Source organism: Corynebacterium sp. HMSC074C01 (genome assembly GCF_001814605.1).
GTDB lineage: Bacteria > Actinomycetota > Actinomycetes > Mycobacteriales > Mycobacteriaceae > Corynebacterium.
Genome location: NZ_KV817300.1, coordinates 55,865 through 77,876 on the forward strand (window position 1 = coordinate 55,865; position 22,012 = coordinate 77,876).

Genomic DNA, 22,012 nt, shown 5'->3' on the forward strand with positions numbered 1-22,012 from the left:
CCCTACTTTCGGCGCAGCAGGGCCCATGCACCCGCAGCGGCCGCGCCGAGGGCGGCACCGGCGCCCAAGGTCACGCCCGTGTTCGGACCCTGGCGGATCTCGTTGCGGACGCGGATGACTGCCTGATCCGGAACCGGCGGGACTAGCAGCTCGAGAGACTCCTCGGTGGTCGCCGTCCACGCGGAAACATAAAGCACGACGCGCCAGACCAGGTACATGACCACCATGAGGACGATTACCGGGCCAAACACGGCACCGGCCGGGTTGCCTGCTGCAGAAGACATGATGACGGTGGACAGCTGCTTGATGGCCTCAAAGAGCACCGCGCCGATGGCCGCGCCCATCAGGCCCGACTTGGTGGGCACCTTCGTGCGCGGCAGGAAAGCCACCATCCACCAGAAGACGAGGAAGTTGGCGATAAGACCGATCACGATGCCGGCGATAACCAAAACGGTTCCCATACCGGGGAAGGACTCAATGCCGACCCACTCGAAAACCTTCTGGGTCAGCCCGGAGGAACCCGCCGCCGTCACGCCGAAGGCGATAACCATGGCCAGGAGCAGGCCGATGAGCCCCAGCAGGTCGCTGAGCTTCTTGGTCACAAAGTTGCCCGGGGCGTCAGTCGGATCCTGCATCCACATCGCCGAAATGCCGATGCGCAAGTTATTCATCCAGCCGAGTCCTGACCACAGGGTGGTGAGACCACCGATGCCGTACATCGCGCCGCGCTGTTCAATTGCGGTGTGAAGAAGCTCCGTGATCGAATTCCCCAGATCGCCCGACACGGCGTTGGCGATCTGCTCCTCCAATTGCTGCATGAGGTCGGGGCGGTTCGCCAGCACCGTCGCGGCAGCGGCCACGGTGAGCATGAAGATCGGGAAGAGAGCCAGGACCGAGAAATATGTAATTCCGGCTGCGAACTGGTTGCCGCCTTCACTACCGTAGCGGTCCAGCATCTTCATGATGTGGTCGATGAAGCCGGACTTCTCACGGACTTTATCTACCGCGTCCGGCTCATCGGCATAGGCACGCTCGATGCCGTAATCATCTGTCTTCTTCTCATCAGGTCGTGTCGTTGGCGCCACAGGCCTTCCCCTTAAAAATTGATTACAGAATCCTCTACACAGTCTTCATCATGCTAGCCAACTCAGCCGCGACGCGCGGGGAGAAAGCCCACCGCCTCGTAGACCTTGTCCACGAGCGGGGTGGCAATCTCCGTGGCGTGCTCGGCACCCTGGGCCAAGATGCGCTCGAGCTCGCCGCGGTCTTCCATGAGCTCGTCATAGCGAGCCTTCAGCGGAGTGGTGAAGGCCTCGAGCGCCTCGGCCGTATCGACCTTGAGGTGGCCATAGCCCTGGCCGGCATACTTGTCCACGAGATCCGGGATGCTCTCCCCCGTCAGCGCGGACTGGATGGCCAGTAGGTTGGACACGCCCGGCTGCTTCTCGCGGTCAAAGGCCACCACGCCGAGGTCATCGGTCACCGCGGACTTGATGCGCTTGGCGGAGGTCTTGGGAGCATCGAGCAGGTTTACGATGCCCTTCGGGTTTGCCCCCGACTTCGACATCTTGGACGTCGGCTCCTGCAGGTCATAAATCTTGGCCGAGCCTTCCGGAATGAAGGCCTCCGGTACGCGGAAGACCTCGCCGTACTTGTTGTTGAAACGCTCCGCCAGGTTGCGGGTGAGCTCGAGGTGCTGGCGCTGGTCCTCCCCCACCGGCACGTAGTGCGGGGAATACAAAAGGATATCCGCAGCCATCAAAACGGGGTAGGTAAACAAGCCCACGGACGTGCGGTCCTGGCCCTGCTTGAGGGACTTGTCCTTGAACTGGGTCATACGGGAGGCCTCACCGAAGCCCGTCAGGCACTGCAAAACCCACGTCAGCTCCGCGTGTGCGGGGACGTGGGATTGTACGAAGAGGGTGGATTTCGCCGGGTCAATGCCCAATGCGATAAGCTGCGCGGCGCCCGCCACGGTGCGGTGGCGCAGTTCCTCCGGGTTCTGCTCCACCGTGATGGCGTGCAGGTCCGGGATGAAGTAAAAAGCCTCGTGGGAGTCTTGCAGGTCAATCCACTGCTTGAGCGCTCCGAGGTAGTTACCCAGGTGGTAGGAGTCCGCCGTGGGCTGGATGCCGGAGAGGACTCGAGAAGCGGAGGTCGATGCAGAAGTGGAGTCAGTCATGGTTGACTACTCTACTCTGCCGCCTCCGCTGGGGCGGCGCTGCGTCGGTTAAATCTTGCGGGAGGTCGGGCTAATAACGTCCATCATGACGGCGAAACCAGCCACCATGAACGCGCCGCCAACGCCCTGGAGGACGATCGGGCCAAGGAAGGCAAAGGACGGTCCGACGATGGTCCACCACCAGATACCCAGGGCAAGCAGAATAGCGCCGAGGACAAAGTAGATGATTGCGCGGGTCATGAGCATCTCCTGCGAAATAGAAAAGGACGTTAAGACGGGATTATCGTACCACTACTTGGAGTGGGCTACTTGTACTCGACCAGAAGCGGAGAGTGATCAGACCAGCGCTCCTCCACCGTCGGCGCCTTCTCCACCCACGTGCGCTGCGCGCGCTCCAGCATGGCCTTCGTGGCCGCCTGGTAGTCAATGCGCCATCCGGCATCGTTGTTAAAAGCCTGGCCGCGGTAGGTCCACCAGGTGTAGGGGCCATCCGCCTCTGGGTGCAGGCGCCTGGCGACGTCAAACCACTGCGGATCCGCAGCCGCCTCCCAGGCGGTCTTGGTCTCATAGTCCACCACGCCGAGCCAGTCCCCGAGCCCCTTCTTGTCCTGCGGCTGCTCATCCGGGAAAGAACCGAAGACGAGGTCCATAAAGGCGCGCTCCTCCGGCAGGTGGCCGGACTTCTTCTCATTGGCCTTATTGTTCTTTAGGTCTTGGGCGCGGTGGCAGATGTTCCAGTCACCGCCAATGACGGCCTCCGGGTACGTTGCAGCCATCTCATCCAAAACTTCAGAAAACTCATCCAAGAAGAGGTACTTCTCATCCTGCTTCGGGGAATCGGTATCACCAGACGGCAAATACAGGGAAGCCACCCGCACGCCTTCCACGGTGGCGGCGATGAAGCGGCCGGATTCGGCGAAGGAGCCGAAGCCTACGGAGACGTCGCCAAGCGCGTGCTTCGATAGGATGCCCACGCCCGCGCGGCCCTTGGCGGCGGATTCGGCCTGTACCAGGTTCCATCCGGCCTCCAGGGCCGGAGCCAGAGCCTTCTGGGTCTGCTCGGGGTTGGCGCGCACCTCCTGCATAAGGACGACGTCGGCGGGCGTGGTTTCCAGCCATGCGTTCATACCCGGGTTGTTCTCGTTGCGCTGTTTGCAGGCCGCGCGGATGCCGTTAACGTTGACGGAGGCGATGGTGAAACTCATGCCGGCCAGTCTAACTCTGTTCAATAATCTTCACGGAAGGGCCGCGGCGGCGCTTGTCCCACATGGTGATAACCCAGGTGATGCAGCCGGCCACCGCCAGTCCCGCACCGGCAAGGGCGGTGGAGTTATAGGAATAACCTGCGCCCACGACTGCGCCGCCGATGGCCGCGCCCGCTGCATTAGCGATGTTGAGGGCGGACTGGTTCAGCGCCGCCGCCAAGGTCTGTGCATCCCCCGCCACGTTGACCAAGCGCAGCTGCAGTGAGGGCACGAGAATGGAGCCGAAGAAGGCCAAGACGCCAAAGACAATCGTGCCCGCCCACGCGCTGTGCGCCACGAAGTAGAAGGTCACCGACACTCCAACCATGCAGATGAGAGCAAAGATGATGCCGAATTCCAGGTTTCGGTCCGCCAGCGCACCGCCAGCGACGTTGCCGACAGTCATACCGATGCCATAAGCCATGAGCACAATCCACGTGTAGTTCGGGTCCATGCCGGCGACCTCCGTCATGGTCCACGTGATGTAGGTATAGACGGCGAACATGCCGCCGAAGCCGACGGTGCCGAGGAATACGGTGAGCAGGACCTGACTGTTTTTCAACGCGCCGAGCTCGGTGAACATATCCGTTTCCGGCATACGCGTCATGTGCGGGAAGAGGAAAAAGAGCAGCACCATCGTTAAAGCTGCAAGGGCCACGACCAGGTAGTAGGCCGAATGCCAGCCCAGTCCCTGGCCCAACGCTTGGGCTGCTGGTACACCGATCACGGTGGCAACGGAAAGCCCCATGCCCACCATCGACATGGCAAACCCTTGCTTGCCCGGTGGGGCCATCGAGGCCGCCGCCAGATTAGCTACGGAGAAGTATGCGCCATGCGGCAGGCCCGCGATGAAGCGCGCCATCAGCAGGACGCCGTAGTTAGGGGCCACGGCCGTGAGCAGGTTGCCCACGAGCAAGAATCCAATAAGCAAGATGATGAGGCGGCGGCGTGGGAGCTTGCCCGTGAGTGCTGCGATGACCGGCGCGCCCACGACGACGCCGAGCGCGTAGACGGAGATGACTACCGACGCCGTGTCTTCCGTAATCCCGAAATCATCCGCGATGAGCGGCAGCAGGCCCATGGAGGTGAACTCCGTGGTGCCGATGGCGAAGGCACCCATCGCCATGGCAATCATGACAATGGTGCGGCGTGTCGTGGAGATTTCCGTCTGGCGTGGGACGGGACGGCGTTGGATGCGGGGAGCAGAGTGCGGGAGATTCACGTGCGCGTACCTTAGTCCCTTTCCCGCGCGCAGACGAGAAGGCCGTATCAACCACACAGCCCTGCCCCGCTGGTGGCGCGAGTCACAGGGGGACCGGCACCGCGAGAAAATAAGACAGGTATCCTGTGAGGTTGAACAGTTTTCAACTTCTTTAGGAGAACCATGGCAAAGATTATCTGGACCCGTACCGACGAGGCGCCGCTGCTGGCGACCTACTCCTTCAAGCCGGTCGTGGAGGCTTTCGCTTCCACCGCGGGCATCGAGGTAGAAACCCGCGACATTTCCCTGGCCGGCCGCATCCTGGCCCAGTTCCCGGAGCGCCTTGGTGACAAGAAGGTTTCCGACGCCCTGGCTGAGCTTGGCCAGCTGGCCAAGACCCCGGAAGCCAACATCATTAAGCTGCCGAACATCTCCGCTTCCCTGGTGCAGCTGAAGAAGGCTATTGCTGAGCTGCAGGCTGCCGGCTTTGATCTCCCGGAGTACGAAGAGGCTCAGGAGAAGTACGACGCCGTCAAGGGCTCCGCCGTGAATCCGGTTCTGCGTGAGGGCAACTCCGACCGCCGCGCCCCGATTGCAGTCAAGAACTTTGCTAAGAAGAACCCGCACAAGATGGGTGCTTGGTCCGCTGATTCCAAGACCAACGTGGCGACCATGGACGCTAACGACTTCCGCCACAACGAGAAGTCCGTCATCATGCCGGAGGAGGACACCCTCTCCATCGTCCTGAAAACCGCCGAAGGCGAGCAGACCCTGCTGGAGAAGCTGCCGGTCCTCAAGGGTGAGGTCATCGACGGCACCTTCATGTCCGCCAAGGCACTCGATGAGTTCCTCAAGGCGCAGGTTGCCCGCGCCAAGGAGGAGGGCGTGCTCTTCTCCGCTCACCTCAAGGCCACCATGATGAAGGTCTCTGACCCCATCATCTTCGGCCACGTGGTGCGCGCTTTCTTCGCTGACGTCTTTGAAAAGTACGGCGAGGAGCTCGAGGCCGCTGGCCTCAACGGCGAGAACGGCCTGGGCGCTATCTACGAGGGCCTGGACAAGCTGGAGAACGGCGCTGAGATCAAGGCTGCTTTCGACGCCGCGCTTGCCGCGGGCCCAGACCTCGCCATGGTCAACTCCCACAAGGGCATTACCAACCTGCACGTTCCGTCTGACGTCATTATCGACGCCTCCATGCCGGCCATGATCCGCACCTCCGGCCACATGTGGAACAAGAACGACGAGGAGCAGGACACCCTCGCCGTCATCCCGGATTCCTCCTACGCCGGCGTCTACCAGGCCGTGATCGAGGACTGCAAGGCCAACGGCGCCTACGACCCGACCACCATGGGTACCGTCCCGAACGTCGGCCTCATGGCACAGAAGGCTGAGGAGTACGGCTCCCACAACAAGACCTTCAAGATCCCGGCTGCGGGCACCGTTGAGGTTCGCAACTCCAAGGGTGAGGCTCTCATCTCCCACGACGTGGAAGCTGGCGATATCTGGCGCGCCTGCCAGACCAAGGACGCCCCGATCCAGGACTGGGTCAAGCTGGCTGTCAACCGTGCCCGTCTGTCCGGCATGAAGGCCATCTTCTGGCTCGACCCGGAGCGCGGCCACGACGCCAACCTCATCGAGCTGGTCAAGAAGTACCTGCAGGATCACGACACCGAGGGCCTCGACATCTCCATCGAGGACCCGGTCACCGCGACCAAGATCTCCGTCGAGCGCATCCGCAAGGGCGAGGACACCATCTCCGTGACCGGTAACGTCCTGCGTGACTACAACACCGACCTCTTCCCCATCCTCGAGCTGGGCACTTCCGCCAAGATGCTGTCTGTGGTTCCGCTCATGGCTGGCGGCGGCCTGTTCGAGACCGGTGCCGGCGGCTCCGCCCCGAAGCACGTCCAGCAGGTTCAGGAGGAGAACCACCTGCGCTGGGACTCCCTCGGTGAGTTCCTGGCTCTGGCTGAGTCCTTCCGCCACGAGCACAACACCAACGGCAACGCCAAGGCTGGCGTGCTGGCCGCTGCGCTGGACAAGGCTACCGAGACCCTGCTGGATGAGGGCAAGTCCCCGTCCCGCAAGGTGGGCGAGAACGACAACCGCGGCTCCCACTTCTTCCTGACTCTCAACTGGGCCAAGGAGCTGGCTGCGCAGACTGACGACGCCGAGCTGGCCGAGGCCTTCAAGCCGGTTGCTGAGGCCCTCGAGGCCAAGGCTGGCGAGATTGAGCAGGCGCTTCTCGACGTCCAGGGCTCCCCCGTCGACCTCGGCGGCTACTATGCCCCGAACGAGGAGAAGCTCAACGAGACCATGCGCCCGGTTGCTGCCTTCAATGAGATCATCGATGGCCTGAAGAAGTAACTCCCCGCTTCTCCTCTAGCCCCGACGTCTTAAGCCAGGGCTAGCCACCACAAAGGCTCGATCCACGATGAGTGGGTCGAGCCTTTTCTTGCTTCATTAACCACAAACAGGCCTAAAACAGCACTCTACGACGCCATTTTTACCCGTTGAGCTGCGAAGACTTTTTCTTGACTGTTTCTTGCTTCTCGCGCCTTATCTCGCGGGGTTTTCATCCTTTGAACGCCGAGGACCCCAGTTAGTTAAAAAGTTTTTCAATACTCGGGAACCGAGAAACCCTCGCCTCCGACTACTAGTGCAGTTGATATCAGCACCTGTCCATCGCCCCTCCTGAACGCCCCGCGAACGTTCAGCAGGGCCTTAATCGATAGACCCCGAAAGAGCACTACTTATGAGTCGGACGGCTCTGCGATCCTTCATTCAACGCATCCACTTTTATGGCGGCATGTTCGCCGGCCCCTTCATCCTCGTTGCGGCATTGACTGGCTGCCTCTATGCCATGGCACCCTCCCTGGAGAAGGTAGTGTACCGCGACGTCATGACCGTTCCGGCAGTCGAGCACCCCGTGAGCTTGGAGGAACAAATCCAAGCCGCGCAGCAGGAGCACCCCGACATGCCGGTCACGCAGGTCTGGCCGGCCACGACACCGACGGATTCCACGCGCGTGCTGGTCTCCGATGAAAGCATCGACGAGAGCCTGCAGCGCACCGTCTTCATCAACCCCGCCACCGCTGAGGTCATCGGCGACTACCCCACCTATTCCGGCCTGGGTGAGATGCCGCTGCGCCGTTGGATTTCCTCCCTGCACGAAAGCTTTCACTTGGGCAAGATCGGTGAGCTCTACTCGGAGCTGGCCGCTTCCTGGTTGTGGGTCATGGCCTGTGGAGGTCTCTATATGTGGTGGATTCGCCGCCGCCCGAAGAACAAAGCAACCGCGAACGCCACCCAACGCCAGCCCAAGCGCTCTGCCCGCTGGAAGGCCACCCGCCTGCATTCCACTATTGGCGCCTGGATCTTCATCGGCCTGCTTGGCCTCTCTGCCACCGGTATCACGTGGTCGGGACTGGCCGGCGACAACGTCGATTCCCTCGTCGAGCGCATGAACTGGAAGGCCACCCCCATCGAGACTGCCCTCCCCGGCACCACCACCGAAACACATGAACACACTGGCCATGAAGGACATGAAGGTCATGGGGTTGGAAGGGCGTCGTCAAGCTCGAGCGTAGCTGCCGAGGCCGAGCGCGTCCTCGCCACCGGCCGCGCCGAGGGGCTGACCGGACCGCTGCGCGTGTACCCGCCGGAGGACGCCAACTCCGCCTGGCAGGTCAGCGAACGCTGGGTGGAATGGCGCACCACCTCCGATGCAATTTCGGTAGATGGCGCCACCGGAGAGATCATCGACCGCCAGCCTTTCTCCAGCCTGCCGCTGTTTAGCAAGCTCAGCAGCTGGGGCATCTACCTGCACATGGGCATCATGTTCGGCCTTCCACTGCAGATTGCGCTGCTCGCACTGGGCCTCGCCACCGCCGCGCTGGTGGTGCTGGGCTACTACATGTGGTGGAAACGCCGCCCGCGCTTCCTCCCCACCACTCATTTCTCTTGGGCCACCACAGGACTGGGCGCGCTATTCGCGGCCACCGTCGGCGTCTTCCTGCCGCTCTTAGGAATCACCTTGGCGGCGTTCCTGATTCTCGATGTCATCCTGGTGAACCGTGCCACCACCCCGCGCAAGGAGCGCACACCGGTTCCAGTCGGATAGTTTAGTGAAAGCCATCACATAGGGCGGAGCTTATTAGGTACGGTAGTTTCTTATGACTAACCCACTACTGACCCCCTCCACGCTGCCCTACCAGCTCCCGCCGTTTGCGGAGATCAAGGTCGAACACTACCGCCCCGCCTTCGACGAATCACTCGCGCTTCACGACGCCGAGATCACCTCCATCACCGACAACCCCGCCGCGCCCACGTGGGAAAACACCGTAGAGGCGCTCGAGCGCTCCGGCCAGGACCTCGACCGCGTCATGGCGGTCTTTGGTAACCTCTCCGGCACCGACGTCACCGAGGAGATGGAGGAGATCGCCGCCGACATCTACCCGCGCCTGTCGGCGCACTATGACGCGATGTACCAGAACGAGGTGCTCTACGCGCGCATCAAGGAGGCCACGCCGCCTGCCGACGACGCCGAAGGCCAGCGCCTCCACGACCACCTCCTGCGTACCTTTGCCCGCAAGGGCGCCGACCTCGACGCGGCCGGCAAGGCCCGCCTGTCCGAGATCAACCAGCGCCTCTCCGCGCTCTCTGAAGAATTCGGCCGCAACCTCATGGCGTCTACCCGCGAGCGCGCAGTCTCCTTCACCGAGGAAGAACTCGAGGGCCTGCCCGCCGAGCGCATCGCCTCCGCCAAGGCCGATGCCGAGGCACTCGGCCGCGAAGGTTTTGTCATCCCGCTGGAGCTGCCGACCGTGCAGTCCGAGCTGAGCCGTCTGGCGCGGGAGGATGCGAGGGGGAGGTTGTATGGGGCGTCGGCAAGCAGGGGCTCCGAGAACAACATCCCGGGGCTCATCGAGGCCGTCCAGCTGCGCGCCGAGCGCGCCGAGCTGCTGGGCTTTGCTACGCATGCCGACTACGTCATCGCCGAGGAAACCGCCGCGACTGCCGACGCCGCCCGCACCATGCTCTTCGACCTCGCCCCCGCCGCCGCGGCCAACGCCGAAGGCGAGCAGAAGCTCCTCGCGGAGGAAGCAACGCTCAACGGCCAAGGTTTTAGTGCGGCAGACTGGCCGTATTGGGAATCCAAGGTCCGCGCCCGCGACTTCTCCCTCGACGAGGAGGAACTGCGCAAGTACTTCCCGCTGGACCAGGTCCTGGAGAAGGGCGTCTTCGCCGCCGCCGAACGTCTCTACGGCATCACCGTTATCCCGCGCGATGACCTCGAAGGCTACGCGGAGGGGGTCCGCGTCTGGGAGGTGCGGGACGGAAACGTCCCGCACGTAGATATCGACCCACACGGGATCGGCCTTCTCCTTACCGACTACTTCGGGCGCCCCACCAAGCGCGGCGGCGCATGGATGAGCGAGTTCGTAGGCCAATCCCGGCTGCTGGAGCGCAAGCCGGTCATCGTCAACGTCATGGGCATCACCAAGCCCGCCGACGGCTCCCAACCGCTGCTGAACATGGACGAGGTCCGCACCGTTTTCCACGAATTCGGCCACGCCCTGCACGGCCTGCTTTCCGACGTCCGCTACCCCACCTTCGCCGGCACCAACGTACCGCGTGACTGGGTGGAGTTCCCCTCGCAGATCAACGAGAACTGGGCGCTCGATAAGAACTTGGTCAAGGAGTACGCCCGCCACGTGGAGACGGGCGAACCTATTCCGGACGAGCTTCTCGACGCCATCTCCGCCGCCTCCGAATTCGGCCAAGGTTTCGCCACCTCGGAGTATCTGGGGGCGTCGATCATCGACCTCGCCTGGCATTCCCTAAGCGCTGCCGAGGCCGCCAAGCTAGAGGCCACTCCAGAAACCGTGGCCGAGTTTGAGGCCGAGGCTCTGCGCGCGGCCGGGCTGGACAACGAGCTCATCGCGCCGCGCTATCGCTCGACCTACTTTAACCACATCTTCGCTGGCGGTTACTCCGCGGGCTACTACTCCTACCTGTGGGCCGAGGCCCTCGACGCCGATGGTTTCGAGTGGTTCAAAGAGCAGGCCGACCTTCGCGAGGCCGGTCAGAAGTTCCGCGATGTCATCCTGTCGAAGGGCGCGTCTCGCGACTTCACGGAGGCTTACCGCGAGTTCCGCGGCCGCGACAAAGACGTTGCGCCACTGCTCAAGCGCCGCGGCCTCGCCGGCGCCTAGTAGCCACGAAGCCTGACCCGCGCAGAATACTGACAAGCAAACACCACGAGCTCGGCATCTAAGGCCGAGCTCTCAAACCGAGTGCCGACTAGTTATCCACAGATTTCGGTGGGAAGCTGGTTGGGGTCTTGGCGGTGGGATGGGGTGCTTTTAGGCTGCGGGTATGAGATTACAGACATTCTTCGCCGCCCTCGGCCGCGCCATTGACCTGGTGGCCGAGTGCGCGGGCCTGTCTGAATCTGACCTAGTCGCCCTCGGTGCCGCGCCTGCCGACGCCACCGTGTTCCTCTCCCTCCACCACACCTACTTCGGGCACACCTCTTCGACGAAGAAGCAGCGCACGGCGGTGGAAGCCGCGCGCCGGCGCGGGCACGGGCTGGTGACCTTGCAGCTCATCGAGCACTTCGTGGCCAAAGTCCGGAACCACAACAAAGCGTGGGACTTGCGGGTAGAGCTGTGCCAGACCAGAGCGGAGCTAGTGGAAAAAGTAGCGCGCAAGAGGCTGCGGATGATGCGCAAACCCCGCACATATGCCGAGCGCGCCAAGCTCACCCAGCATGGCAACGGTCTGGCCACCCTCACGGTCACCGCGGACTCGTTGCAGCTTACCGGCGTCTTCGAAGGCATCGACCAGGAACGCCCCGGCGAGAGTTTCTTCGAGAATCTGGACGGCGGTGGCGTCAAGACTGAAGTTGCCACCATGGCGGTCCTGCAGCTCGATGACTATGCCGAGCTGCTCAAAGGCAATACCGACAAGGACGGCGAAGAGTTCATCGTCCGGACAACCAATGGCGCGACGATGACCGGCTCGCAGCTGGTGGAGCGCGCTTTGCTGGACAAGGGGGTCATCGTGGCGGTCAGTCGCGAGCATGGCCCGCTCGATGTCTTCCGCTTCCAGCGCTTCGCCACTGCCAAGCAGCGTCTTGCCTTGGCCGCGGAGAATCCCTGCTGCGCATGGGAGGGCTGCAAGGTTCCTTTTGAGAAATGCCAGATCCACCACATCAAGGCCTGGGCCCGCGGCGGGCCCACCAATATCCTCAACCTGGTGCCGCTATGCCCGTACCACAACGGAGTCAACGACGACGACCCCGATGCCCCGCCCTCACGCGGCCACATGGATCGTATCGGTGGGCGGGTCGCATGGATTCCGCCATACGACGCCGCGCCGGTCTTCACCAGCGCCTTCAACTGACTCTTCAACTCACCCTAATGCCCGTTAAGGCACCGGTGTGCCTCGTCCCGCCAGTGCAGGTAGCAGTGCAAGAACGCCGCTACCAACGCCAGGGCATTCTTCCAGCAATGTTTGGTCGAACCCCGCAGGAAATCACTTCCTCGCGGGGCATTCGGCGTGCTGGTGTGCCGGCTGTGCTGGGTTAGCCGGCGTTGCGCAGCGCGGTGGCTAGCCCGTTCATCGTGACTTGGATGGTCTTGGACACCAAGAACTGGTCGTCGCCGCGGCGGTAGCGGTGCAGCAGCTCCAACTGGACGGCGTTGAGCGGAAGCAGGTAAGGATAGCGCCGCTTGAGTGAACGCGCCTGGCGCTGATTCTCGCTCACCAGATCCGCGTTACCGGTGACCTTGAGGTAGACCTCGCGGGTGCGCTCAAATTCCTCGGATATCAGGCCGAAGATACGGTCCGCAGTTTCTTTATCATCGACCAAGTTGGCGTACAGGCGCGCTAGCTGCATCTCCGCCTTGGCCATGACCTGCGCCATGTTGGCAAACACAGAGCGGAAGAAGGGCCACGTGCGGTACAGCTCGCGCAGCTCCTCCCAGCGCTTCTCTTCTTCGCCAGCTCCGGTATCTGCTCCAGCTTTCTCGGTCGCTACTACATCCGCTGTGGTATTTACCGCTCCTGCTGCACCTCCGGAGGGTTGCTGAACCCACGCCGTCACCGCGCTGCCCACGCCGAACCAGCCCGGAATGTTGGTGCGGGACTGCGACCACGAAAGCACCCAGGGAATCGCCCGCAAATCCGTAATCGCGGTGGTCTGCTTGCGAGAAGTCGGGCGCGAGCCCAAGTTAAGCTCGCCAATCTCGTGCAGCGGGGTGGACTGGGTGAAGTAGGTGATGAACCCGGGGTCGTCGACAAGCTGGCGGTACGCCGTACCGCTCAAGGCCGCCAGCTCGCGCATGATCTCGTAGGCGCGCTCCGGATCCGCAATCGGCTCGGTATCCAGCAGCGACGCCTCCAACGCGCCGGAAACGAAAGCCTCCAAGTGGCGGCGCGCGGTCTCCGGAGCTCCATACTTCGCAGAAATCACCTCACCCTGCTCGGTGATGCGCACCGAACCCGACACCGCGCCCTTCGGCTGCGCCAAAATCGCATCATACGTCGGACCACCGCCGCGGCCCACCGCTCCACCACGGCCATGAGCCAAACGCAGCTCCACGCCGTGGCGCGCGCAGAGCTCAACCAGGGCCAATTCGGCGTCGTACAGCGCCCAGTTTGCCTGCAGGTAACCGCCATCCTTGTTGGAATCCGAATACCCCAGCATGACCTCCTGCACATCCCCACGCGAGCGCAGATGTTCACGGTAAACAGGCACCTGCCACAGCTTCTCCAGGATGCCGGCGCCGGCCTTCAGATCTTCGATGGTCTCAAACAGCGGCACCACGTCCACCTGGCTCAGGCCCACCTCCTTGAGCAGCACCATCGGCTCCAGTATGTCGGAGACGGTTCCAGTCATAGAAATAATGCAGTGCGACACCGACTCCGGCCCAAAGTCCCGCACAGCGCATGCCGCCGCACGGAAAATCCCCAGCTCCTTCGCGGTATCTTCGCTGAACTCCCGCTCGGAGCCGGGGAAGAGCAGCGGGCGATTGGTCTGCAGCTCGCGCACGAGCAGTGCGACCTTCTCCTCCTCCCCCAGCGCGCGGTAGTCCGGGGTGATGCTGGCCGCGGCGAAAATCTCGGTGAGGACGTTCTCAAAGGACTCCGAGTTCTGGCGCATATCCAGCGTCGAAAGGTGGAATCCAAACGTCGTCACCGCCGAGCGCAATCGAGCCAGGCGGTCATCGGCGATGATGTCATCGTTGAATTGGCGTAGCGAGCGGTCGATCACGTCCAAATCCCGCTTGAGTTCCTCCGGAGACGCATAGGCGCTTGGCGACGCCTCCCCCTCCAGCCTCGCCAGCACCTTCTTCCGGATGCCGAAGATGGCCCGGCGGTAGGGCTCGTCGACGCGGGATTTTTCGTCGTTGTGGGAGGCGTCGGCAAGCGCGCCCAGCTCCTTGGAACTGGAGGAATAGCGGTCTGATAGGGAGAGCTCGCGCTCCAGCTCGCCGAGCTCGTCGGCGTAGTACTGGAGCACCGTCGCTGCGGCCTTGCGGGTGGCATAGGTCAGAGTGTGCTCGTTAACAAAGGGGTTGCCGTCATGGTCGCCGCCAATCCAGGAGCCGGGGCGGACAACGGGGGAATCGGGAAGCTGCTGGCCAAAGGTCTCGCGCATGGCGTGGCGGATAGCGCGGTTAAGGGCGGGAACCTGGTCGAGCAGCGAAAGCTTGTAGTAGCGCAGGCCGACGTCAATCTCGTCCTCAAGGGTGGGGCGGGCGATGCGAATCAGCGCGGTCTGCCACAGCAGCGTCATGCGCAGGTACATTTCCTTCTCGATCGCCGCCATGTCGCCGCCGCGATGCGCTTCCTTGAGGAGATTCTTGATACGGGTCTGGGTGTCGAAGACTGTGCGGCGGCGGGTTTCGGTGGGGTGCGCGGTGAGAACGGGGGCGACGTGCGCACCGCGGATGACGGAGGCGGCGTCGGCGGGCGCGACGCCTTCTTCCTTGAGCTTGGCGAATGTCTTGCGCAGGGAAACCGGCGCCTCGACGGACTCGTCATCCAAGTCCTCCGCTAGGTTGGCGATGAGCGCGAAATAGCTGAACGCTCGCGCCACGAGGTTGACTTTGGTGATGTCGAGGTCGCGGAAGATGGCGACGAGGTCCTCCGGCTTGGCATCGCCGTGGGCAATGTCGAAGGCCATGCGGCGGGTCGATTCGACGAGCGCAAAGACATCCTCACCTTCCTGCTGCGCGATAACTCGGCCGAGCACCCGGCCGAGGAAGCGGATGTCTTCGCGGACTTGTTCTGGGGCAGGTGTGCTCACGGCGAGGAGCCTTTCTGGGAGTGATGTGTTCAACTAGCACATCTCAATGTAGCCCAGAGCACTATAGAGCGATAGTTATTTAAGGAAAGAGATTGCGGGCAGAAAGGGGCTCGGACAGAAAGAGCTAATGGGCAAAGGAAGCGAGCCACGCTGCGTGGAGGCGCGAGTCGCCGTTCTCTTCCGGATGGAAGCTCAACGCCGTCACATGACCTTGGCGCACGCCCACAATTACCTCGTGGCCTGCGGAGGGATGAGTTAGCTCCCCGTCATGTTCGGCGCCATCTTTGCACGCCGCGCTATCTTCGCCAGCCGCGCCACCAGTCACAGTGTCGGGCGCAGGGGCGGGCACGGTGGCGATGACCTCGACGCCCTCGCCCACGCGGGTAACGATGGGCGCGCGGATGAAGCTCGCCTCAATGTCTAGCGTGATACTTCCGGGCCCTTCGCCATTAGTCTCGGTGTCCCGGGACTCGGTGCGCCGTGGCCCAACTTCTGAGGTCTCTACATCGGGCCACTGGCCTTGCATCGCGACGGGAACGATGCGCTCCTCGGAGAAGCGTTGGTTGCCGAAGGCGTTGCGGCGCACGGTGACGTCGATAAGCCCCAGCGTCTGCTGGCCCGGCGCGGGGTTTTCCAGCTCGCGGGCGCTGTAAATGAGCCCCGCGCAGGTGGCGAGGACCGGCAGCCCACCCTCGACGGCGCGGCGCAGCGGCTCCGCAACGCCGAAGGAGCGCGCCAGCTTATCGATGGCGCTCGACTCGCCGCCGGGCAGAATGATTCCGTCCAGCCCGTCGAGGTCCTTAGGCAGACGCACCCGGCGCGTTTCGGCGCCGAGGCTCTCCAGCACAGCGATATGCTCTTCCACTCCGCCCTGCAGCGCGAGCACTCCGACGAGTGGCCGCGCCGTGTCCGCTGCCACCATCGTTCCCTTTGCGCGTTCTATGCTCAGTGCTCGCACAGGTCCTACCAGCCGCGCTCGGCCAGGCGGTGCGGGGCGGGGATGTCGTTGACGTTGATGCCCACCATGGCCTCGCCCAGGCCGCGGCTGATCTTGGCCAGCTCGGCCGGCTGGTCGTAGAGGGTCGCTGCCTTCACGATGGCCTCCGCGCGCTTCGCAGGCTCGCCGGACTTGAAGATGCCGGAGCCGACGAAGACGCCTTCGGCGCCCATTTGGCGGACGAGGGCGGCGTCGGCAGGCGTGGCGACGCCGCCGGCGACGAACAGCACGACCGGCAGCTTGCCGGTCTCCGCCACCTCAGCAACGAGGTCATACGGCGCCTGCAGCTCCTTGGCGGCGACGTAGAGCTCGTCGCGGTCGAGGTTCTGGAGGCGCGCGATTTCACCCTTGATGGTGCGAAGGTGCTTGACAGCCTCGGAGACGTCGCCGGTGCCGGCCTCACCCTTAGAACGGATCATGGCAGCACCTTCGGTGATGCGGCGCAGGGCCTCGCCTAGGTTCGTCGCGCCGCACACGAAAGGAACGTCGAAATCCCACTTGTTGATGTGGTTGACGTAATCGGCGGGGCTGAGCACCTCGGACTCGTCGATGAAGTCCACGCCCAGCTCGCCGAGGATCTGCGCCTCCACGAAGTGGCCGATGCGGGCCTTCGCCATCACCGGGATGGACACGGCGTTGACGATGCCCTCGATGAGGTCCGGGTCAGACATGCGGGCCACGCCGCCCTGGGCGCGGATATCGGCCGGCACGCGCTCGAGCGCCATGACGGCGGAAGCGCCCGCGTCTTCCGCAATTCGTGCCTGCTCCGGGGTGACGACGTCCATGATGACGCCGCCCTTGAGCATGTCAGCTAGTCCACGCTTGACGCGCGTCGTGGCGCGTCCCTGTTCATTCTTCTGTTCAGTCATGGCTCACATAGTGGCGCAGAAAATTGGTCCAAGACAAGAGCCATTTCCCGAGTGTTGAATTAGACCACTTATGATGGGGCCGTGTCTTTCCGCCTCGACCCATCTGATGCGCGCGCGCTGCCGGTGCAGATCGCCGAAGCCCTCCGCGCCCAAGTCGCGGCGGGCATTCTACTGCCCGGCGAGCCGGTGCCGTCGACGCGCTCACTAGCCCGCGATTTGGGCATTTCCCGAGGCAGCGTGGTTACCGCCTATGAGCAATTGACCGCCGAGGGCTACCTGACCGCGGCGGTTGGATCGGGCACCGTCATCAACCCGCACCTGCCCCACGGGCGCGCCCCGCAGCCTCATCCTGCTCCACGGCCCACCCCTGCCCCACCGCGCGTGGAGTTGACCCCCGGTTTGCCCGATACGGCCGGAATCATCACCCCCGAATGGAGGGCGGCGTGGCGCAAGGCCGCGGTGGATCCTTCCGGCGATCTCCCCCGCGAGGTGGCCGCGCACCTGCGCCACATGCGCGGGCTGACGGTCGATCCGGCCTACGTCGTCATCACCGCTGGCGCCCGCGACGGGCTGTCGGTGCTGCTGCGCGCGCTAGGCGGCCATTTGCGCGTGGGCGTGGAATCCCCCGGCTACCCCAGCCTGCGCCGCATCCCCCAGGCCTTGGGGCACACGCTTGTCGACGTCCCCACCGACGCCCACGGCGTCACCGTCCCCACCGCTGACCTCGACGTTCTCATCGTCACCCCCTCCCACCAGCACCCCTATGGCGGTTCGCTGCCGGCTGCCCGGCGCGCGGAGCTCGTCGAGTGGGCGCGCGGCAACGACGTGCTCATCATCGAGGATGATTTCGATTCCGAGCTGCGCTACGTCGGCCAGCCCTTGCCCGCGCTCACCGCGCTCGCCCCAGAACACACGGTGTTGCTGGGCACGTTTTCTTCGGTGATTTCGCCGTCGATTGCCTGCGGCTATCTGGTTGTGCCGCCGAACCTGCGCGCGGGCGTGGACCGCGTGCGGGAGGTCTTCGGCCAGCCCGTCGGCGCTATTCCCCAGGCGGCGCTAGCGAACTACCTAGCCAGCGGGGCGCTGCGGCGGCATACCGGGCGGATGCGCCGCGCCTACAAGCGCCGCCGCGACCTCGTCCAAGCCGCGCTGGAAAACACCCCCGCCACTCTCCTGCCCATCCACGGCGGGCTCCACGCGGTGTTGTTGTGTGAGGAGGGCGTCGTCCAGCGCGCGGCCGATCTGGGCCTCACGCTGACCCCGCTGCGCGATTATTGGGGCGGCGCGCCCGCCGAGGAAGGCGTGGTCTTGGGCTTTGGGCATTTGAGCGACGTCGAACTCGCCGCCGCGCTGGAGCTGATCAAACAGGCTTTAGCGGACTGAGCCCTAACCGGCGCTTGCCAAGGTCACGGTAGCAAGGGTGCGGCCCGTCGGTTGCATGCTGCCGCCTGCGGGTTCCTCGGTGACCATGACTTTGACCGCGGCGCCGTCGAAGGGCATCCACACCCCCTCGTGTGGGTCCTGGCCGATGACCCCCGCTGAAGCCATCTCACCATCGGCACTAACTGCCCACACTTGGGCGCCCATGCCGTCGGCGAGTTGCGGCTGGCCATCGACCATCGCGCCGGATTTCGCCATCGAGGCGGAGGAAACGATATCCAGTTGCGCTCCCGAGGCATCGGCATTGCCCTGTATGAGGTCCTCTGCGCCCATGATGTCATGCATGGATTTCTCGCCCGGCGATTCAGCTTCGACTCGCGCGCTATCCGCTGCATCGGGCTGGCCCAACTGCAAGAGCTGCGGCGCGGCAACCATGCCTACCACGAGCACTGCCGCGGCCGCTGGCACCGCCACGAAGGCTCGCCACCGGCGGCGTGGCAGCTCGATGACCTCGGCAGCTTCGCCACCATCAATTTCAGCAAAGATGGCATCCTTCATTCGCGCTGGCGGTTCGACCTCGGGGAGGGAATCGAGGAAGTCATCGAAAGTCTCATCAGAAAACTCATGCGTATTGCTCATCATCCCTCCTTCCGAGAATCGCTTTTAGCTTCTTAACGCCGTCGCGCACGCGCGTCTTCGCCGTACCCAGAGGTACTCCCGTTGATTCTGCCAGCTCAGCATGCGTCAAGCCATAGAGAAAAGCGAGCGCCACCGCGGTGGAATGCGGCTCCCCGATCTCGTCAATAGCCCGGCGCAGGAGGTGTGCTTCCACGTTCCCCAGAGCTTCCTCTTCGAGGGGCTCCGAGTAGGTGGCCTGGGTCAGCAGCGCGTCGCGGTCATCACGGTGCACTGCGGCAACGTGGCTGCGCAGCTTATCGACGGCCCTCCCATGCGCCAACCTACCCACCCACGACCGCGCATTTCCCCGCTGCGGATCAAATTTCGCGGCGGAGGTCCAGACCTCAACGAAGACGTCTTGAGCAACTTCCTCTGCTAAGGCGGGATTGCGCAGAACGCTCAGGCACACGCTGTACACGGTGGGTGCGAGGGCGTCGTATAGCGCGCTGAAGGCATGCTTGTCTGCCGCAGCGGTCTGAACGAGCAGGTGGTTCAGCCGCGCATGTTCATCAGGTGACATCGCAGACACGGGTGTAGAGCTTACCTCCAGCAACGGGGCGAACATGGCACTTTTACTTAGTCATTTCTTCGCTCGGCGCCATCATCTCAGAGCTGGGCATCATGTCCACCTCCTCCTTCTTGTCGTTGCAGGCAACCAACCCGCTGGCGGCAACGACAAGTGCAGCGGCGACAGTTACAAGTTTCTTCATTTCGGTGCTCCTTCTTCAAGCAATCGGGGCTCGGCTTTTCCGGGCCCTGTATCTGACTATTCGGAGCCGCCCCGCGATGCGGATTGGACGGATTTAAAACCAATCCGCTTTTCACTCGTGTTCCGAACTAGTTGCATACCCACACCGCACACCAAACGAAGGAACACAGCATGCTATCAACGCTATTCATCGGGTTTACCGGTGGCCTTATCACGGGCATCTCGCCCTGCATCTTGCCGGTCTTGCCGCTGATCCTCGCCGTTAGCGGCGGCTCACGGTGGCGGCCATGGCAGGTCGTAGGCGGACTCGTCACCAGTTTCAGCCTCGTCACGCTGTTTGCGACAACGCTGCTCAATTCCCTAGGACTGCCCGCCGACATCCTGTGGAATGTGGGAATCGCGCTGCTCGTTCTCGTGGGCCTGGGAATGTTGTTCCCTCGCCTGCAGGAAGCCCTCGAGTGGCCTTTCCAGAAGCTCCCGAAAGCTGGCGGCTTGCAAACCAGGGCCCGCGACAAGGGCGGTTTCGTCGTTGGCCTAGCCATGGGTGTTGTCTTCGTTCCCTGCGCGGGCCCGGTACTGGCCGCAATCTCAGTGGCGGGTGCCACCGGAACTGTCGACGCCCACATCCTCGCTCTCTGTCTCTCCTTCGCCCTCGGCGTGGCGATCCCGCTGCTGGCTTTCGCCTTAGGCGGCAACGAGGTGGGCAAACGCGTCGATGCTTTCCGCTCCCACCAGCGCGGGGTGCGCATCACCGCGGGAATTGTGGTGATCGCTATGGCTGGTGCGATATCCCTCGGCGCGCCCGCCTGGCTGCAGCAAAACTCCCCAGTATCAACGCCGAACCCGCGCCCGTTGAACAAGCCGCCCGCACAGCGGAAGGAACCCCAGTACCCGAGTTTGCGGGGCTGACCGGATGGTTCAACACGGATGCGCCCGTCGACCCGCGCACCTCCGGCAAGGTCACGCTCATCGATTTTTGGGCCTACGCCTGCATCAACTGCCAGCGCAACAACACGCACCTGACCAAGCTCTATGCGCACTACAAGGACTACGGCTTCGACATCATCGGCATCCACGCACCGGAGTACGCCTTCGAGCACGAGGCCAACAATGTGCGTCGGGCGGCCCGCGAGCAGGGAATCGAGTATCCAGTGGCACAGGACAATAACTTTGCCACCTGGAAGAACTTTGGGAATCGGTACTGGCCGGCGCACTATCTCGTCGACAAGCACGGCATGTTACGCCAATCCCACCACGGCGAGGGAGAGTACGCCGAGACCGAGCGCCTCATCCGCGAGCTTCTCCTCGAGCGCGACCCCTCCATCGAGCTGCCTGAGCCAATTGAGGCCGCCGATCTGAACAGCGCGCCGCGCTCGCCGGAGACCTACCTCGGTACCGCACGCGCACAGTATTTCACCAACCTCGATTACCGCAACGGCACGCACCAGTTCACCACGAGCGAGCCTCCATTAGGCCAGTATTCGCTGGGCGGTACGTGGACTTTGGCTGACCAGCCCATCACCGCCGGACCTAACGCGCGCCTGCGCCTGAACTACCGTGCCGCCTGGGTGCAGCTCGTGACATCAGGGCGCGGAACGGTTCGCGTACACCGCACGGATGGTTCGGTTGACGCCTTCGACATCACCCACGACGGCACGGTGGATCTCATCCGCGACCCCGACAACCACACCGAAACCATCGAGCTGGAGGTAAGCGAAGGACTCTCGCTGTATTCCTTTACTTTTGGCTAGCGTGGGAATCATGAAGATTTCGCTGCATGGACAATCCGCCGTAGCCGTCGAGGCTCCCCAGGGGCGCATCGTCATCGATCCCGGCCCCCTTTCAGACCTCAGTTGCCTCGAAGGCGCCAAAGCGGTGCTGCTCACGCACGCACACGGCGACCACCTCGACGTCGACGCCGTGCGCGCGAGCGGCCTGCCCGTGTGGGGAACGCGCGAGGCCGTCGACGCCATCGGCTCCGGCACCGTCGTGCATGCAGGAGAGACGTTTGCGGTTCTGGGCCTTGAGATTCAGGTTCTGGGTGGCCTCCACGAGGAAATCCATCCCACCATTCCGCGCCCGGAGAACCTCGGTTATATCTTTAATGGCGTGCTCCACCCGGGCGACCAGTGGTGCCTCCCTGAGGGACGCACGGTAGATGTCCTCCTACTCCCCATCGCCGGCCCGTGGGTGCGCGGGGCGGATGCCGCGGATTATGCCATGCGCATCGGCGCGCGCGTGACGGTGCCCATCCATGACGCCGTGCTTTCCGACGCCGGCAAGCAAATCACCGACGGCATGCTCCAACGCGCCGGCGTGACCGGCTACCAGCGCCTGCAGGTCGGAGAAAGCATCGACGCCTAACAGCAGCCTGGAGCCTTCGCACTGCAGGGAGATCTACGGCACGCACAGGCCACCAAACCAACCGCTC

Annotated in this window: 18 protein-coding genes and 1 pseudogene; 8 read left to right on the forward strand and 11 right to left on the reverse strand. The window is 63.4% G+C overall.

Annotation, left to right across the window (positions count from 1 at the left end; all coding sequences use genetic code 11):
* Positions 1–2 precede the first annotated feature (2 nt).
* The 5 genes from HMPREF2978_RS10770 to HMPREF2978_RS10790 all read right to left on the reverse strand — a co-directional run bounded on the left by HMPREF2978_RS10770 (position 3) and on the right by HMPREF2978_RS10790 (position 4,648).
* Complete coding sequence (locus HMPREF2978_RS10770) at positions 3–1,085, reverse strand: YhjD/YihY/BrkB family envelope integrity protein (RefSeq protein ID WP_070745524.1); 1,083 nt, start codon at positions 1,083–1,085, stop codon at positions 3–5.
* A 62-nt stretch (positions 1,086–1,147) separates the two neighbouring features.
* A complete protein-coding gene (gene trpS / locus HMPREF2978_RS10775) occupies positions 1,148–2,182 on the reverse strand; it encodes a tryptophan--tRNA ligase (protein WP_070528041.1) in 1,035 nt (344 codons plus the stop codon).
* Between the two features lie 48 nt (positions 2,183–2,230).
* Complete coding sequence (locus HMPREF2978_RS10780; RefSeq protein WP_049157254.1) at positions 2,231–2,422, reverse strand: hypothetical protein; 192 nt, start codon at positions 2,420–2,422, stop codon at positions 2,231–2,233.
* Between the two features lie 65 nt (positions 2,423–2,487).
* Positions 2,488–3,387 (reverse strand): exodeoxyribonuclease III, encoded by a 900-nt coding sequence (locus HMPREF2978_RS10785; RefSeq protein ID WP_070745526.1) that lies wholly within the window; start codon positions 3,385–3,387, stop codon positions 2,488–2,490.
* A gap of 10 nt (positions 3,388–3,397) precedes the next feature.
* Positions 3,398–4,648: an MFS transporter gene (locus tag HMPREF2978_RS10790; protein ID WP_070745528.1), complete on the reverse strand. Its 1,251-nt coding sequence runs from the start codon at positions 4,646–4,648 to the stop codon at positions 3,398–3,400.
* A 162-nt stretch (positions 4,649–4,810) separates the two neighbouring features.
* On the opposite strand from HMPREF2978_RS10790, the gene HMPREF2978_RS10795 reads away from it, so the two are divergent.
* From HMPREF2978_RS10795 to HMPREF2978_RS13285, 5 genes are all read left to right on the forward strand, one after another.
* On the forward strand, positions 4,811–6,994 hold the full coding sequence (locus HMPREF2978_RS10795; protein ID WP_070745530.1) for an NADP-dependent isocitrate dehydrogenase: 2,184 nt from the start codon (positions 4,811–4,813) through the stop codon (positions 6,992–6,994).
* Positions 6,995–7,382: 388 nt separating this feature from the next.
* On the forward strand, positions 7,383–8,750 hold the full coding sequence (locus tag HMPREF2978_RS10800; protein WP_070745532.1) for a PepSY-associated TM helix domain-containing protein: 1,368 nt from the start codon (positions 7,383–7,385) through the stop codon (positions 8,748–8,750).
* Positions 8,751–8,802: 52 nt separating this feature from the next.
* Positions 8,803–10,845 carry a M3 family metallopeptidase gene (locus tag HMPREF2978_RS10805; protein ID WP_070745534.1) on the forward strand — a complete coding sequence of 681 codons (2,043 nt, stop codon included), beginning with the start codon at positions 8,803–8,805 and terminating at the stop codon, positions 10,843–10,845.
* 163 nt (positions 10,846–11,008) lie between these two features.
* Entirely contained in the window at positions 11,009–12,037 is a 1,029-nt protein-coding gene (locus tag HMPREF2978_RS10810; RefSeq protein ID WP_070745536.1) for an HNH endonuclease signature motif containing protein, read from the forward strand.
* Between the two features lie 17 nt (positions 12,038–12,054).
* Positions 12,055–12,222, forward strand: coding sequence for a hypothetical protein (locus HMPREF2978_RS13285; RefSeq protein WP_168166448.1), 168 nt, complete (start codon positions 12,055–12,057; stop codon positions 12,220–12,222).
* Here HMPREF2978_RS13285 and ppc read toward each other — a convergent pair.
* The 3 genes from ppc to pdxS all read right to left on the reverse strand — a co-directional run bounded on the left by ppc (position 12,219) and on the right by pdxS (position 16,814).
* Entirely contained in the window at positions 12,219–14,948 is a 2,730-nt protein-coding gene (gene ppc / locus HMPREF2978_RS10815; protein ID WP_070745538.1) for a phosphoenolpyruvate carboxylase, read from the reverse strand. The two genes, HMPREF2978_RS13285 and ppc, sit on opposite strands and share 4 nt — an antisense overlap.
* Positions 14,949–15,072: 124 nt before the next feature.
* Positions 15,073–15,870 (reverse strand): pyridoxal 5'-phosphate synthase glutaminase subunit PdxT, encoded by a 798-nt coding sequence (gene pdxT, locus HMPREF2978_RS10820; protein ID WP_070528014.1) that lies wholly within the window; start codon positions 15,868–15,870, stop codon positions 15,073–15,075.
* Between the two features lie 41 nt (positions 15,871–15,911).
* Positions 15,912–16,814 (reverse strand): pyridoxal 5'-phosphate synthase lyase subunit PdxS, encoded by a 903-nt coding sequence (gene pdxS, locus HMPREF2978_RS10825; RefSeq protein ID WP_070521426.1) that lies wholly within the window; start codon positions 16,812–16,814, stop codon positions 15,912–15,914.
* A gap of 81 nt (positions 16,815–16,895) precedes the next feature.
* On the opposite strand from pdxS, the gene HMPREF2978_RS10830 reads away from it, so the two are divergent.
* Positions 16,896–18,197: a MocR-like pyridoxine biosynthesis transcription factor PdxR gene (locus tag HMPREF2978_RS10830; RefSeq protein ID WP_070745539.1), complete on the forward strand. Its 1,302-nt coding sequence runs from the start codon at positions 16,896–16,898 to the stop codon at positions 18,195–18,197.
* Between the two features lie 3 nt (positions 18,198–18,200).
* On the opposite strand, the gene HMPREF2978_RS10835 is transcribed toward HMPREF2978_RS10830, so the two are convergent.
* The 3 genes from HMPREF2978_RS10835 to HMPREF2978_RS13290 are packed head-to-tail and all read right to left on the reverse strand — an operon-like array spanning position 18,201 to position 19,582.
* The gene (locus HMPREF2978_RS10835) at positions 18,201–18,833 is read right to left on the reverse strand and encodes an anti-sigma factor (protein WP_070528004.1); all 633 of its coding nucleotides are present in this window, start codon (positions 18,831–18,833) and stop codon (positions 18,201–18,203) included.
* On the reverse strand, positions 18,817–19,437 hold the full coding sequence (locus HMPREF2978_RS10840) for a sigma-70 family RNA polymerase sigma factor (RefSeq protein WP_083316539.1): 621 nt from the start codon (positions 19,435–19,437) through the stop codon (positions 18,817–18,819). Before HMPREF2978_RS10840 ends, HMPREF2978_RS10835 begins: the two co-directional genes overlap by 17 nt.
* Positions 19,438–19,444: 7 nt before the next feature.
* Positions 19,445–19,582 (reverse strand): hypothetical protein, encoded by a 138-nt coding sequence (locus HMPREF2978_RS13290; RefSeq protein WP_168162410.1) that lies wholly within the window; start codon positions 19,580–19,582, stop codon positions 19,445–19,447.
* A gap of 170 nt (positions 19,583–19,752) precedes the next feature.
* Between HMPREF2978_RS13290 and HMPREF2978_RS10845 the strand changes: the two are divergent.
* Positions 19,753–21,332, forward strand: a pseudogene (locus HMPREF2978_RS10845) (cytochrome c biogenesis protein CcdA).
* 10 nt (positions 21,333–21,342) lie between these two features.
* Entirely contained in the window at positions 21,343–21,945 is a 603-nt protein-coding gene (locus tag HMPREF2978_RS10850; RefSeq protein ID WP_070745642.1) for an MBL fold metallo-hydrolase, read from the forward strand.
* Positions 21,946–22,012: the final 67 nt, after the last annotated feature.